Origin of the sequence: Liberibacter crescens BT-1 (genome assembly GCF_000325745.1) — a bacterium.
Classification (GTDB): domain Bacteria; phylum Pseudomonadota; class Alphaproteobacteria; order Rhizobiales; family Rhizobiaceae; genus Liberibacter; species Liberibacter crescens.
The window spans coordinates 990,724-1,005,474 of sequence record NC_019907.1 but is presented as its reverse complement, the minus strand read 5'-3'; the positions used below and the strand labels follow the sequence as shown (position 1 = coordinate 1,005,474).

Below are 14,751 nucleotides of genomic sequence, written 5' to 3'. Positions count from 1 at the left end.
TTTATAAAAAAGTTGTGTATGATATCTTTACATAAAAGTATAGCTATTTAAGGCATTAAATGCAATGAATATCAATATACCAAGTTACATATTCCATCCCCAAAACATGAGCCACCATGAGCTGATAATTGGTATGAGTGCAAGACTGAAAAGTAAGAAACTGAAGATCCATTTATGAATATGTTTTTGATAAAGTGCAATAATTCGGGCAGCAAGATAAAGGCTCCAAAGGCTTGCTCCAGCTAAGATTATGATGCGAATATTGTCTAGCCATATAAATGTAATACCATTATATTGTAATAATTTTACAGTTGTTGCTGATAGCCCAAGAAAAAGCCCCGCTGCACTGATTGGTAAAAAAGCCTGCGCAAGATGATATTTAAATGGAGTCGTTTTATGACAGAATTGAGCGATAAAATTAAGAATAGCACTCAGGAAGAGACCAAATACCAGGCCGTTTCCTAGGATGTAAAAACTGATACAGAAACCATCAAGCCAAGTAAAAGAGTCATTGTTTTCTGGATAATTGGTGAGTATCCACCAAGGTGCTGTAGCATCCAGTGGCCATAAAATATTATAATCGACAAGCCATTTCGCAATTACCAACTTGAGTTGAACAAACCACGGACTCGCAGACCATGTAAAGGCACCAATTGCTACTCCTATCATACCATACAGTAGAAGGCGTAGTTCCCAGATGTTATTTTTTTTTGCACCGTGTTCTAGAATTTCCTCATTGAAAGAACGTGACTGGAGAGACACTGCATCGCGGTAACCAGCACAATGTCCGCACATGTGGCAAGCTGAAACGCCGTTCAGTTGATGTATATTGAGCATCGGAGGACAATGAACAGGCAACTTTAATCCATTATAACGCTCCCAGGCTTCTGGATTAGTTTTAAAACTTATCGGTGAAAGCCTTGATAAAAGATTGAAAACACCATTTACTGGGCAAAGAGAGCGGCACCAGACACGTGTACCACGACCAAAAAAAAATCCAATGATTATTGCTGCAACGGTTGAACCCCCAAGAATAAAAAGGGTAGGCTGTGCGTAGTCGAAAACACTGACCAGTTGGGCGTAAAGTGTCATGATAACAAATGAAACTGCTGGCCAACCGCGCCATTTAAGCCAGCGAGGAATGGTTTTGTTAAGACCTGCCCATCTGCTTGTCCATTCAGAAAGTGCACCTTCTGGACAAAAGACACCGCACCATATCCGACCTAAAAATAGCATTGATAAAATAACAAAAGGCCACCAAATGCCCCAGAATACAAACTGGGCAAAAAGAACAAGGTTATTTAGTATTTGTGCTTCACGCTTTGGTAGATCCATCCATGCAGGTATGATAATGAGCAGAAGATAGACTATAACCATAATCCATTGAATACCTTGAATCAGAGCACGATGCCTTTGCATTGCTAGTCCAAGAGCATTCAAAGAAAAAGGAAAGAATTTTTTCATAGCATTACACTATTAGAGGGTTTCTTTTGGTTATATTTTTTTTATTCCAGGTGTTGCACATAATAATTGCTGTTATCCAGTAAAGGCATAAAACGCTGACCTGCATTAAAGAAGGATTAGAATGATAGCCTGTCAATGCAGTTAATATATTATTATCCGCTAAAAGCCATTCTGTATTCCATAATGGATCATCCATAAACCAATATAACCATTCTGGAAGTTCATAGGCTGAAAGTTGACCAGCAGCTTTATCAAATCCATTTACTGCTATTGCTCCTCCTATCGTTAATAATAGAAAAGAACTGATACGAAAAAACCATTTCCAGGAAATAATTTTCGAAAATTTTTGCAAGAGAATGAAAGTAAGAACTGCTAATATGAAGCCAATAATACCTCCCAAAATAAACAAGCCCAGCGATGATCCTTTTTGTTGTGCTCCCACACCGGAAAGGAATATAACAGTTTCTGATCCTTCACGCGCAACTGCAAACATAGCAAGCATCATGATACCGAATGTTCCAGAAGAAGTTATGCTTTGCGCAGCTTCAGATTCAAGCTCTTTTTTCAAGTTTTTGCCGTTGCGGTACATCCAAATGACCGTATGCAGAATGAGAAGGCTTGCAAAAATCATCATAAAAGTAAAAAAATATTCACCTCCAGGGCCAGAGAACCAATGTCCAGCAATAAACATTATTATTCCAAGTATACCTGATAAGAGGATTCCTAAGCCTGAACCTATCCATAGCGATTTTACATGAGAAGTCATTTTTTCACGTTGCAACCAAGAATAAAGGATGCCTATAATAAGGAGGGCTTCAACGCTTTCTCTCCAGACAATAAAAAGAGGAACTCCCATAAAATTACCTTTCTTTTATCAATTATTTTGCAATAATTTCAAAACCTTTCATATCCAGATGAAATTCATCAATAAAGTGATAATTTCCAGGTTTGAGTGGGTGAATAACAACGAATGATTGAATATTTGGACCTAAAACTTTCTCAACACGTAAGGAAAGATTTTCAAATTCTGCTGGGGTTGTTCCTGTATTGCGTATAGTAATTTTGAACCTTTGTCCTGACGGGACTGTAATTTCCTGAGGCATAAATTTTCCGTCTGTGACCGTCAAGTCATAATTTGGTAAAGGTGCAGCATAAGTTGGGGTTATAATAAAAAGGCAAAGAAAAATTATAATAATACGCATTAGTAAGTGCCTTCAATAAATTTAAATTTTATTATAGCCGTGTTATTATCCACGGCTATATCTCGCAATAACCTACCTTTTATTGCTGGCGTATATAAATTTAATATCCGCCTTTTTTACCAGTACCAGCATATGTGAAATCGTATTCACTAACACATTTTGTAAACCATGGAGCAACTCCTGTTTCCTTATCAACATGGCGACCGAACATAGATTCTTTTGATGGTGGTAGAACTGTGAATTTAAGGTGATAATTTCCTGCACCAAATAGTTTTATATTGTCACCATAATGGGGACCATCATTAGCAACCATGGGATGAAGATGTCCTTTTAAAGTGGAATCATTACCTTGTTTTGTTAATTCGTAAGTAACCTGCAGATAAGGCATCCAGTTGCCTTCTTGGAAACCATTCTTGTTGTCTTCAAGAGCATGAATATCAGCTTCAAGATGAATATCAGATTTAGCTGCAAGCCGCATTATATTAGCAGGTTCCATTTCAATGGGTTGCAGATATACCGCAGCAATTTCCATCCCACCACATAAATTTGGTTTACCGATTGGATATTCAATTGCTAAAGCAGAAGTTGACGCAAGACATAGAGACAAACTTAATATATAATGGTTTAATTTCATAATAAAATTCCTTTAATTAAAGAATAACAGTTAAAAACATGAAAATAATATTCATATTATTTTGAATAAGTCAATGTTACTGAACTAAAAAATAAACATAATTTAAGGGTGTGTGATATTGTAAGTAGTCTTCACAAGATCGGATAGGTTTTTCATAGATAAAAGTTGTGTAGTGAGGACATTTTTTGAAATTATATCATGCAATCAATGCGTATAATGATTCGTATTAAGTCCTTGATTTTAAATAAAAAATGAGATTTTAAGGTAGTTTGGGTATCCTATACGGAGTTATTCTTTATGCGCATTGAACTGTTTGATTTTGATCTTCCAGATCATAGCATTGCATTACGACCTACATATCCACGTGATTTTTCTCGTCTTATGGTTGCTTATTCACATCCATCTGTTCATTTTTCTCATCATAGGATGTGTGATTTGTTGACGTTTTTAAAACCTAATGATGTCATTATTTTTAACAATACCAAAGTTATTCCAGCACAGTTACAAGGATTCCGTGTTCGTCAGGGATATGCCGAAGTTCGTTTATCTATTCTTTTGCATGTACGTATTTCAGATGATTCGTGGCGAGCTTTTCCTTCTTCAGGAAAGAAAATCAGACAAGGAGATACAATCTATTTTTCTTCAGAGGATAAGAAAATACAATTAAGTGCTCTTGTCCTTGAAAAACATGAAACAGGAGAAATTACTCTGGTTTTTTCCAAATCAGGAGAGGAGTTAGATGCGCAGATTAATATAATAGGAAAAATTCCTTTGCCTCCCTATATTATTCGTAAGCGTTCTGTCGATGAACATGATGTTGTAGATTATCAGACAATATATGGTTGTGTACAAGGAGCTGTTGCTGCACCTACAGCTGGTCTTCATTTTACATCTGATCTTTTAGATAATCTTGATGTTTTGGGTGTTGAAAAGCATTTTGTAACTCTACATGTCGGAGCAGGAACGTTTATACCGGTAAGGGTAGATAATACCGATAATCATGTAATGCATGGTGAAATAGGATATATAGATGTTAAAACGGTACAGGCTGTGAATGCTGCAAAAGCAGAAGGACGACGTATTATTGCAGTTGGGACCACAACTCTTCGTTTACTTGAGAGCGCTGCGATAAGAGATGGGGTTATTAAACCGTGGTCAGGTTCTACTGAGATTTTTATAACTCCAGGATATCGGTTTCGTATTGTAGATATGTTGATAACGAATTTTCATCTTCCAAGATCAACGTTGTTTATGCTGGTTGCCGCTTTTTATGGGCTTGAAGAGATAAAAAAAGCTTATGAACATGCAATTATGCAAGGATATCGGTTCTATTCCTATGGTGATGCAAGTTTGCTTTTTCGGAAAGAGCAATGAGTAATATGTTTTATTTTGAAATAAAAGCAACAAGTGGTCATGCGCGGTTGGGTGAGATTTCTATGCCACGAGGCATTATTAAAACACCTGCTTTTATGCCTGTTGGTACAGCTGGAACAGTGAAGGCAATGTATCTTGATCAAGTTCGCTTTACAGGTGCTGATGTTATTTTAGCAAATACATATCATTTAATGTTGCAGCCTGGTGCAGAACGTATCGCTCGTCTAGGTGGATTACATGAATTTATTCGTTGGCCACATCCGATATTAACTGATTCCGGAGGATTCCAGGTAATGTCGCTTTCAAAGTTATGTTCTGTGGATGAACATGGTGTAACTTTTAGGAGTCATATTGATGGAAGTCTTCATCATATGTCTCCGGAACGCGCAATAGAACTTCAAAAACTTCTTGGTTCGGATATACAAATGCAGCTTGATGAGTGTATATCTTTGCCAGCAGAAGATAAAGAGATTAAGAGAGCAATGGAATTGTCTTTAAGATGGGCTGAGCGTTGTTCTTTGGCATTCGGTCATCAGCCTGGTAAGGCAATGTTTGGAATTGTGCAAGGTGGAAATAAAATAAATCTTAGATTGATTTCTGCGGAAGCACTCAAAAAATTAGATCTTAAAGGATATGCTATAGGGGGATTGGCTGTCGGTGAACCTCAAGAGGTTATGCTGGAGATGTTAATGAATACATTACCAGTTCTTCCTGTTGAGAAACCTCGCTATCTCATGGGAGTTGGAACACCAGAGGATATCTTGAAGTCAGTAGCATGTGGCGTAGATATGTTTGATTGTGTTATGCCTACCCGGGCAGGGCGTCATGGATTGGCATTTACTCGAAATGGAAGAATAAATTTACGAAATGCAAAGCATGCTTATGATATTCGTCCGCTTGATGAAGAATCGTCTTGTCCGGCATTGCGTGATTATTCCCGTGCGTATTTACATCATTTAATCCGGATGAAAGAACCTTTAGGTGGTATGTTGCTGTCATGGGCTAACCTTTCTTATTATCAGGACCTGATGAAGGGAATAAGAAAGGCAATTGCAGATGATTCTTTCCCAGATTTTATGATGGAAACGCAAGAGCATTGGTTAAAAAATAAACTTTCCTTTGTATAAAAGTTCATATTTTGCAAGTAGGGTTTTATTCTATCATTGTTGTTGGACCGAATATTGTTTCGAATATTTTTTGGATTTCCAAATCAATATTTTCTATAGGTTGAGTTTGTCCAAGATCGGTGAGACTTGTAACTCCATATAGTTGTATTCCACATGGAATAATACCAGAAAAGTGATTTAAATTAGGAGAGACATTTAAAGAGAATCCATGAAATGAGACCCAATGACGTATTCTGATTCCAATAGAAGCAATTTTGTCTTCAGCAGGTAAGCCATTCATGAGAATAGGTTTTTCTGGACGACGTATCCAAACCCCAATACGGTCTTCACGGCGTTCACCGTGGATATTCATTGTTGACAGTACTTGAATAATAACTTCTTCTAGTGCTGCTATAAAACAACGTATGTCTTTACGTCGGTTATTAAGATTAAGCATGACATATACCACACGTTGTCCTGGCCCATGATAAGTATAGCCGCCACCACGGCCTGTATAATAAACGGGAAACCGATCCGGTGAAATTAACTCATTTGAATGGGCACTGGTACCAGCTGTATAGAGAGGTGGATGCTCCAGCAACCAGACGAGCTCTGAAGCATGACCTGATGATATGCTCTTGACTTCATTCTCCATTGTTTGAATAGCTTCTTCATATGGAACAAGATAATTTGTTACACGCCAACGAACAGGGGCCTGATGTTTTGCAGGAAGCATGGAAATATTGATATTGCTTCTTGTCACGTGATTTTTCCTATGTATAGGATGAATTTTTCTTTTTTGGTGTATTTGTGAATATAGAGCCAATTGTATTTTTTACAAAAAATGGATGAGAGTATTTTCGTTAATTTTATGGTCATACTTAATATCACACCAGGATTACATATTCTAACCGTATCACATTTTTCTATATCGGCTTATAGAATAGTTAAATGGTTTGTTCCTTCATTTTAGAGAAAATCTATCTTGTAAACTCATTTACAGTGCTCCTATTTGCTGGAGTTTATTGAGTACTTTTTGATTGGGTTGACCAGTTTCCGGTAAGTGATAATGACGCTCGAAGTTAAGAATTGCTTGATGGGTTGCTTCAGTAACAACACCATCAATATTTATATTATCGTAAGCCATATTGCTAAGGCCCTTCTGAATTTTTAATATCAGGTTTGTATTAAGATCCATATTTTGCAATGATTTCTGTTCAGGGTTAAAGGAGTTTTCTGTTTCAGAATTTTTGATAATATCTGCTACAGGATCAATAGACGATACAACAGGTTTTGTATTCACTGTTGATTGTTGAAGTGATAGCTTATGAGAAGAATCTTGAGAGGATGAAGAACTACGAAAGTTTTGTTCAGACTTTTTAACTTTAAATGTTGTAGTTCTGGTTTGCGTAGAATGAGGGAAACTTAAAGAAGAAGGGAATAAAATAGGCGAAGACTTAGTGTCGCGTGTAATAACAATTGAAGAAGGGTGCGCTCCTTTTTGGTGGTATAATGCATTAACAGTTACCCATCCAAAAGAAATAAAGAATAATATGGAAACAAAGGAGAAGAGAGGATAATAAGCCATCAATTGAGCTGTTGTTTTTATAGCTTTAAAAAATAATCCAGAGGAGTTTTCTTTGCATATTTTTTCAGGCAATTTTTTCCTCCGGATGTTCACAATCATTTTCTTGCATTATCTTTTTATGAGTTTGTAAACCGATAGGAAAATAAAACGGAGAAACGACTCCTTTTCTTTCTGTATAGATCTTTTCATTTAATGGTAAGGTTATTGTAACGGAAGTACCTTTACCTATGCTGCTTGTTATATCAAAAGTACCAGAATGTAATTCTACTAAGCCTTTTACCAGATAAAGACCAAGACCTGTTCCTTTGGAACAGTTTGTATGTTCATTTTTAATTTGTAAAAATGGCTGACCAATTCTGCTTAGATTTTCAGTAGAAATCCCTACGCCGGTATCTGTAATAAGCAATTTCAGATGTTTTTCATCAAGAAAACTATTAATTGTAATCAGACCTCCTGGATTCGTAAACTTGATAGCATTGCTTAGGAGATTGATAATCATCTGGCGGATAGCATTTGGGTCAGCAATAATTTTTTCTAAAGAATGTGTTGATTGATTTATGAGTTGAATGCCTTTTTTTTGTGCCTGAAGAGTAAGCATTTCTTTGCAATCAATAATAATTGATTTAATGTCGAAAGATTCCATTACAAGATCATAACGTCCAGCATTCATTTTACTTACATCAAGCATGCGGTTAATTAAACTCAGTAAATGAGTTCCAGATTTATGAATAATACCAATATATTCGCGTTGTTTTTGATAATCTGGATACACAGAACATTCGTTGTGAAGTACTTCCGAAAAACCAATAATAGCATTTAGTGGAGTACGTAATTCATGACTGATAGTAGCAAAAAAGTATGATTTGCTATCATCTATTTTAGAAAGATTAGGGTTGGGAAGTGCTACTTGCTGATAGAAGTTTTTCTCAGAAGAAGCATTGCGTATTTGAGCAATAACTCCAATCAAAGTTCCGTAAGAATTACGTCTGGCAAGCATGTCTATGCGCAAAAATATAAATTGATTAGTCTTGTCTAATCGTATATCAATTTCGATGCTTTGTTTCCCTTGTCTTAAAAGCTCTAGGGCATGAAGAAATTTTATTCTATCTGGGATATATATTTGATCAATAAACTTGCATTTATCAGAAAAAATTATATTTGAACGTAAATTATCAACATCGCGGCCACCATAAGCAAGCTGAGTACCTTGAGGATCGAAAAGAATAGCAAAACCAGCGGCAGTATCAAGAAGAGTTTGGTCTAAGATTTCTTTTATATCACTTGGAATACGTGACATTCGCAATACAAGGATAAAACAAATAGTTGATAATATAATTCCCGCTACTAAAAGTGATATTTTTTCTGGAATAGCCGTTGTAAAGCCAATCCTGGAAGATGAAATCACAGCAACAAAAATGAACGCTATCAAGGAGATAAAGCTAAGATAGCGTAAGACATTAACTTCTTTCTCAAATTTATTTGGATCAGTTCTTGTCATAGTTAACAAATAACTTCCTGGATAATTGATTAAAGGAAGTATCTTAAGAGCTATATTATATAATATTAACAAATCTTAAACTCATAAAATACACTGTGGAAATAAATACAGACAATAAGCAGATGCCAATTAAGAAAAAGATAAAAAAATATTCCATATGATATATTATTCTCCAATAATCTCTTTTCGAAGCATATATATTTTATATTTGTGAATATAATTTATAAATATTTTTATAAGTTCTATTATTAATCATTTATTATTTTAATAGATTAGCAGAACTGTCATGCTCTAACTTTATTAAGTTTTTTCTTTATTTTCGGGTACTTGATTTTTAATTTCAGAATTTAAATATGTGATGTACTATCTCAATGGTTGTAATCTTGTGAAGATTGTTCTTATTCATAGGGAAAGCTTTTAAAAAAGCTTTCTTGCATATTCTGCATACTCTTTATTGTTGTGTTGCTCGATTTTTTTAAAATGCATAAATATGTTGTGTAATAGCTTTTCTTTTTTGGTGAATCACTCGTACATTAAGTTTTGTAAAGACATTAATTTTCTTGAAAGTTGTTTTAAAGACACTTGTAGATATAAGTCAGCAATGTCATATGTTGAAAACTGTATTATATAACAAGCAGATATTTTAATGTGTTTTTAGAGGAAGAATAATGACTCAACAAAAAGTTGCCATGTTAACAGCTGGAGGGCTTGCTCCTTGTCTTTCTGCAGTTGTTTCTATGCTTATCAAGCGTTATGATAAAGTTGCACCAGACATAGAATTAATAGCCTATCGTTCGGGATACCAGGGCTTGCTTCTTGGGGATCGAATTGAGATTACTCAAAATATGCGTGAAAAAGCCGATCTTTTAAAGTTTTATGGAGGTTCTCCTATAGGCAACAGTCGTGTTAAATTAACAAATGTTGCTGATTGTATGAAACGTCAATTGATTAAGGAAAACGAAAATCCTTTAGAAGTAGCTGCGAATCGCCTTATTGAAGATAAGGTAAGTATTCTTCATACAATAGGAGGAGATGATACAAATACAACAGCATCAGATCTTGTTGATTATTTGTCTAAGCGGAGCTATAAATTAACAGTTGTTGGTGTGCCAAAGACAATAGATAATGACATTTCCCCAATACATCAATCTTTAGGAGCTTTGACAGCAGCAAAGCTTGGTGCGAAATTTTTTGATAATATCTCAAACGAATGCACTGCAGCACCCTTTAGCCTTATTATACATGAAGTTATGGGTCGAAATTGTGGTTGGCTTACTGCTGCAACAGCTCGATCCTATATAGAAATGATACAAGGCAATGAATATGCTGATGGATTTATGATTTCTTCAAATTCAAAAAGTATAGATGGTATTTATTTACCAGAAATGCAGTTTGATCTTGTACAAGAAGCTGAGCGTCTTAAAGCTGTTATCAACAATAAAGGATCTGTTTCTATTTTTGTATCTGAAGGTGCTTGCCTTGATGCAATTATTGCTGAACGTGAGGCATCAGGTGTAAAGCTCCAAAGAGATGCTTTTGGTCATGTTCGTCTTAATGCAATTAATGTTGGCGATTGGTTTTCTGAAAAGTTTGCGGAACTTATAGGAGCAAAGAGATCTATTGTACAAAAGTCAGGTTATTTTGTCCGTTCAGCAGCTTCTGAAGAAGAGGATTTACAACTTATTGAAAAAATGGTTATTCTCGCAGTGGATAGTGCACTTTCTAGAATATCTGGTGTCATAGGAGAAGATGAAACGCAAGGGAATGTTCTTAAGGTCATTGATTTTAAAAATATTCGTGGTGGAAAAGCTTTTAATGTATCCATACCTTGGTTTTCTGATGTTTTGAAACATACAGGACAAAATATTTAAACATTAGTCATTTTAAAGCTTAAGCTAAATATTCTCAATCAGTATAAGAACTTCTTTTAAAAAGAAGCTCTCATGGCAACATTTAAGATAAATAATCCACTTACTATTAACAACATGGGAATAATTATTCCTAAAATATGGGCAATAATTTGAATAGCCATTACTTTTTCTGTTTTTTTGAGTATAAAAGTAGATTGTTTCGAGAAAAAGGCTAAGATTGCTATCGCTGAGACAGTGATTGCTGTTCCTAACGATATTGCAAAAACAGACAGAATTCCTGCAGTATAAATCTGATTAAGTAATGAAAAAGTAAGAACCTGCAAAGCACCTACACAAGGCCGCATCCCCATGGTGATACTTGTTATAAGTATCTGAATGATTTCGAGTCTCTTGGAGTGTGTTATTGTTGTATTTAAATGATGATGACTATGACTACATGTTGTACATTCTGATGTTAGTACAGTTCTTTGATTACGAAAATTATTGTATAGAAACTTTAATTTGCGTAAAAGTAACCAAAGGCCAAATATAATTATAGAAAAATAACTACCAATTTCCATCCAGGCAATTATTTTCATCATGTTAATTCCAGAAGTGCGTAATAAGAAATAGGATATATTAACAACTATGATAGCATTCATACCCTGCACAAATGCTGAAAGAAATGAGATAATAATAACACTTTTTAATTGAATGGGATTTGCTAAAATATGTGCAGAAATCACTGCTTTGCCGTGTCCGGGCCCAATAGCATGTAGGACACCGTATAAAAAAGAAAATCCTACAGGATAGATTAAAAGCCAATTATTCTCTTTAAGAGCCTTTAAAGCATTTCTTAAGCTTATATAAAAAGTTTGTTGATATTGATTAATGAATTGCATGAGAGAGTTGTAAGGTATCAACGAATAATATTGTTGTTCTGTTAATATACCTCCAAATGGCTGCTTTGCATGCACGAGACTTGTATAACAAAATATAATCAATATGTAGATGAAAAAGCGTTTTATAAGCATGTCATTTCTAATCTCGTTGCAAAGAGCTTTTGCATGTTAGTGCCTGTTGGATCATTAAAAAATGCATCAGTAAGCGTTGATTTGTTTTCTGCGATGACTTCATCAGGATTTGGACGTACAACTTTATGATTACATTTTGAAAAATGATTCCCTACAGCAATTAAGTCTTTATCATCAATAAAGCTTATAGAAGTATAGAGCGTTGGATCACATAGCCTAAATACAAATTTTCCACTTAAAGGTGCAGTTTTGTTAAGTTTTATAGAAAAAATCATTATAAGTCTGTTATTTTGAATGTCTGAGTTGATAATATCTGGTTTATTGATAATCATTTTTTGTCCATCAACAGTAGCTGTAATATAATAATCATATTCAGCAAGTGATTCGCGTATTGTTTTGCTTACCTCAGCAAGTTCATCTGGATCGAGTCTTAAATTACCACTTTTATCAAAGTCTATAATAACAGATGATGTAAACATTTCATCAAACCGCCAAACATTGCGTAATTCAAGTTTATTATCGTCAGGAGATACAGCAACCTCAAGATGGGCTTCTATGAAGATGTGGGGATGAGATAATACTTTTGTACTTAAAGATATTAGACTAAACATAGTAATTATGATTATCTTCAAATAAATCATTATTTATCTTATATTATTTGGTTAATGTAAAAACATGTTTTCTTTTAAAAGAAAAAATAAATTTTTATAAAACATGTAATATCCATTGTTGTCATAAATAAGTTTAAAAAAATTATTAAAACAGATTACGAGAGTATTGAGCAATTTTTTTATGTATTTTTTGAATTCTTCATTTTGATCTTTTATTTTAAATTTTTTGCTTGTTATAGTCATCATTAATTACGCTTTTATTGATTGGCTATTATAATTAAAAGTTTATTCTTTTATAATTAAAGGCGTACAGCTGCGTGCATAATAATCAATTGTAATGTCAATGGTAGTAACAAAGCTGTGTTTATAATCTCTATGTTCAAAGCCATTTTCGATTATTTTGCGGTAACATGGCTGATTAATGCTGGGACTTATAAGTTTTTGAAGGGTAAATATCCCTTTAAAGATTTTATTGTACAGCCCGATAGCTCTGTAGTTCCTCTTAACTGGACATATGAGTTTATGGTATTCATAAGATATTGTGTCTGGAAACGCTAATTTGTAAATACTGAAGGCGATTCTGCAGAATGTTTAAAAGTTCAGGATCGCCTTCGCCAGTTTGCAAAGAGGCCTTTATTATTTCCTTTTACAAATCTGAAAGATCAAGGTTAAATTTTTTATTGATATAGTCAAGCAGAGATATTGTTTGCATAACAAAATTTACTTCTTTAGGAGTTAATTATGTTAATTTTTACCCATTTTTAAGATCTTTTGGTTTTTGGAAGTTGAGATGGGGTTAAAAATTAATATCATTCGCTTAAAAAGGTTAATGTACTCGCTTGGTACCTATGATGTTGAGGATTAAATAGTTTTTAATAACTACTCATAAACCATTCGTCTTTGGAAGCATTATAAAAACATGATTCTAAAAGATATTTTTGAAAAGTACTATATTTTTTTAATTTCTTCTCAAGAGATACTTGATAATAAATTAAAACATTGCTAATTGCTGTCCAAATTGTTCTTCACGTCAAGGTTTATTCTCATTGTTTGAAATTTAGAGGTAATTTTGGTTATTCAAACTTTATGTTTTTTGACGATGTTCATTCTCATCAGATAACTGTTAGCGTTATTTTAATTTTTACTCTCTGAACTTTCTCATTTGAAAGTAGTTTTTGGAAAATATTTATGGTGATTACTTCACGTATATTTGATTTTTTTAAAAATAAGAAGTTAAAGACACCGTATCTCGTTCTTGATCTTGAGATTGTACGTCAAAACTTTTATAATTTTCGTCAAGCAATGCCAACTTCAGAAGTTTATTATGCGATTAAAGCTAATCCTCATCCCAGAATTATTAAACTTTTAGTTGATATAGGTTCTTGTTTTGATTGTGCTTCTGTAGAAGAAATTGAGATGGCTCTTGCGGTCGGAGCTAAAGCAGATCGTCTTTCTTATGGTAATACTATTAAAAAAGAGATTGATATAAAAAAAGCTTATTCTCTAGGGGTTAAGCTTTTTGCTGTTGATAGTTTTGAGGAAGTTAAAAAAATTTCTCTGGTTGCTTCTGATGTACGTGTTTTTTGTCGTATTCTCTATAATGGACAAGGTGCTGAATGGCCATTATCATGTAAATTTGGATGTGTGCCAGAGATGGCAGTTAAAGTATTGCTTTATGCAAATCTTTGTGGACTTGAAGCATACGGTGTTTCTTTTCATGTAGGTTCACAAATGACACGTGTTGATGCATGGGATAGTGCTCTTGTTGACGTAAAGTATATCAGTGAAGAGCTTTCTAAAAAGGGTATTCATCTTAAAATGATAAATTTAGGAGGTGGATTCCCTATTCAATATCTCAATTTTGTTCCTAGTATAGACGTTTATGGGAAAGCTATTCAATCTTCTATACAAAAATATTTTGGTAATTCTTTTCCTTTTAAGACAATTATTGAACCAGGGCGCGCTATAGTTGCAAATGCTGGTGCTATTAAGTCAGAAGTTGTTCTTATTTCCAGGAAGTCAGAAGATGATCCGATACGTTGGGTTTTTTTGGATATCGGAAAATTTGGTGGTTTAGCAGAAACTACTGATGAAGCTATACGTTATAAGATTCTTACTAATCGTGATACAGATGAAATGAGCCCGTGTATTATTGCTGGTCCAACGTGTGATTCTGCAGATATCCTCTATAAGAAGAAATTTTATCCTATTCCAATATCGTTAGCTATTGGTGACGAAGTATTTATTGAAGGAACAGGAGCTTATACTTCTACATATGCATCTGTAGCGTTTAATGGGTTTGAGCCTCTTAAATCCTACGTTATATAAGATCACTTCCTTTTCGATTAAATAAGCGACTTCGTAGCCTATATTTTTTAATATATTGGCAA

At 34.3% G+C, this 14,751-nt stretch carries 13 protein-coding genes; 4 read left to right on the top strand and 9 right to left on the bottom strand.

The genetic code is table 11. The features are described 5' to 3' along the window. Window positions 1–84 precede the first annotated feature (84 nt). The 4 genes from B488_RS04465 to B488_RS04450 form a co-directional block, all read right to left on the bottom strand. The gene (locus tag B488_RS04465) at window positions 85–1,464 is read right to left on the bottom strand and encodes a 4Fe-4S binding protein (protein WP_015273349.1); all 1,380 of its coding nucleotides are present in this window, start codon (window positions 1,462–1,464) and stop codon (window positions 85–87) included. Window positions 1,465–1,468: 4 nt separating this feature from the next. Further along, complete coding sequence (locus B488_RS04460; RefSeq protein WP_015273348.1) at window positions 1,469–2,320, bottom strand: FTR1 family iron permease; 852 nt, start codon at window positions 2,318–2,320, stop codon at window positions 1,469–1,471. 22 nt (window positions 2,321–2,342) lie between these two features. Beyond that, a complete protein-coding gene (locus B488_RS04455) occupies window positions 2,343–2,666 on the bottom strand; it encodes a cupredoxin domain-containing protein (RefSeq protein ID WP_015273347.1) in 324 nt (107 codons plus the stop codon). Window positions 2,667–2,766: 100 nt separating this feature from the next. Next, entirely contained in the window at window positions 2,767–3,300 is a 534-nt protein-coding gene (locus B488_RS04450) for an iron transporter (protein WP_015273346.1), read from the bottom strand. A 297-nt stretch (window positions 3,301–3,597) separates the two neighbouring features. Here B488_RS04450 and queA point away from each other — a divergent pair, with 297 nt between their 5' ends. After that, window positions 3,598–4,674, top strand: a complete 1,077-nt coding sequence (gene queA / locus B488_RS04445; protein WP_015273345.1) for a tRNA preQ1(34) S-adenosylmethionine ribosyltransferase-isomerase QueA — start codon at window positions 3,598–3,600, stop codon at window positions 4,672–4,674. Further along, the gene (gene tgt / locus B488_RS04440; protein WP_041770737.1) at window positions 4,671–5,801 is read left to right on the top strand and encodes a tRNA guanosine(34) transglycosylase Tgt; all 1,131 of its coding nucleotides are present in this window, start codon (window positions 4,671–4,673) and stop codon (window positions 5,799–5,801) included. Before queA ends, tgt begins: the two co-directional genes overlap by 4 nt. Window positions 5,802–5,826: 25 nt before the next feature. Here the strand turns inward: tgt and lipB are convergent, their stop codons facing one another. From lipB to B488_RS04425, 3 genes are all read right to left on the bottom strand, one after another. Continuing rightward, window positions 5,827–6,516, bottom strand: a complete 690-nt coding sequence (gene lipB, locus B488_RS04435; protein WP_081583174.1) for a lipoyl(octanoyl) transferase LipB — start codon at window positions 6,514–6,516, stop codon at window positions 5,827–5,829. A gap of 261 nt (window positions 6,517–6,777) precedes the next feature. Next, on the bottom strand, window positions 6,778–7,440 hold the full coding sequence (locus tag B488_RS04430; RefSeq protein ID WP_041770735.1) for a peptidoglycan-binding domain-containing protein: 663 nt from the start codon (window positions 7,438–7,440) through the stop codon (window positions 6,778–6,780). Further along, window positions 7,433–8,866, bottom strand: a complete 1,434-nt coding sequence (locus B488_RS04425) for a sensor histidine kinase (RefSeq protein WP_051012124.1) — start codon at window positions 8,864–8,866, stop codon at window positions 7,433–7,435. The genes B488_RS04430 and B488_RS04425 overlap by 8 nt, the downstream gene beginning before the upstream one ends. Before the next feature lie 668 nt (window positions 8,867–9,534). On the opposite strand from B488_RS04425, the gene B488_RS04420 reads away from it, so the two are divergent. Continuing rightward, a complete protein-coding gene (locus B488_RS04420; RefSeq protein ID WP_015273340.1) occupies window positions 9,535–10,737 on the top strand; it encodes a pyrophosphate--fructose-6-phosphate 1-phosphotransferase in 1,203 nt (400 codons plus the stop codon). 56 nt (window positions 10,738–10,793) lie between these two features. Here B488_RS04420 and B488_RS04415 read toward each other — a convergent pair whose 3' ends face one another. Next, entirely contained in the window at window positions 10,794–11,720 is a 927-nt protein-coding gene (locus tag B488_RS04415) for a nickel/cobalt transporter (RefSeq protein ID WP_172792746.1), read from the bottom strand. A gap of 20 nt (window positions 11,721–11,740) precedes the next feature. Continuing rightward, window positions 11,741–12,361, bottom strand: coding sequence for a DUF1007 family protein (locus tag B488_RS04410; RefSeq protein WP_144049205.1), 621 nt, complete (start codon window positions 12,359–12,361; stop codon window positions 11,741–11,743). Window positions 12,362–13,552: 1,191 nt separating this feature from the next. On the opposite strand from B488_RS04410, the gene B488_RS04400 reads away from it, so the two are divergent. Further along, window positions 13,553–14,689 carry a type III PLP-dependent enzyme gene (locus tag B488_RS04400; protein ID WP_041771125.1) on the top strand — a complete coding sequence of 379 codons (1,137 nt, stop codon included), beginning with the start codon at window positions 13,553–13,555 and terminating at the stop codon, window positions 14,687–14,689. The last annotated feature ends 62 nt before the right edge of the window (window positions 14,690–14,751 follow it).

Coding starts and splice junctions, on each gene's coding strand:
- B488_RS04465 (WP_015273349.1), bottom strand. CDS start 1,464: ATGAAAAAATTCTTTCCTTTTTCTTTGAATGCTCTTGGACTAGCAATG.
- B488_RS04460 (WP_015273348.1), bottom strand. CDS start 2,320: ATGGGAGTTCCTCTTTTTATTGTCTGGAGAGAAAGCGTTGAAGCCCTC.
- B488_RS04455 (WP_015273347.1), bottom strand. CDS start 2,666: ATGCGTATTATTATAATTTTTCTTTGCCTTTTTATTATAACCCCAACT.
- B488_RS04450 (WP_015273346.1), bottom strand. CDS start 3,300: ATGAAATTAAACCATTATATATTAAGTTTGTCTCTATGTCTTGCGTCA.
- queA (WP_015273345.1), top strand. CDS start 3,598: ATGCGCATTGAACTGTTTGATTTTGATCTTCCAGATCATAGCATTGCA.
- tgt (WP_041770737.1), top strand. CDS start 4,671: ATGAGTAATATGTTTTATTTTGAAATAAAAGCAACAAGTGGTCATGCG.
- lipB (WP_081583174.1), bottom strand. CDS start 6,516: ATGCTTCCTGCAAAACATCAGGCCCCTGTTCGTTGGCGTGTAACAAAT.
- B488_RS04425 (WP_051012124.1), bottom strand. CDS start 8,866: ATGACAAGAACTGATCCAAATAAATTTGAGAAAGAAGTTAATGTCTTA.
- B488_RS04420 (WP_015273340.1), top strand. CDS start 9,535: ATGACTCAACAAAAAGTTGCCATGTTAACAGCTGGAGGGCTTGCTCCT.
- B488_RS04410 (WP_144049205.1), bottom strand. CDS start 12,361: ATGTTTAGTCTAATATCTTTAAGTACAAAAGTATTATCTCATCCCCAC.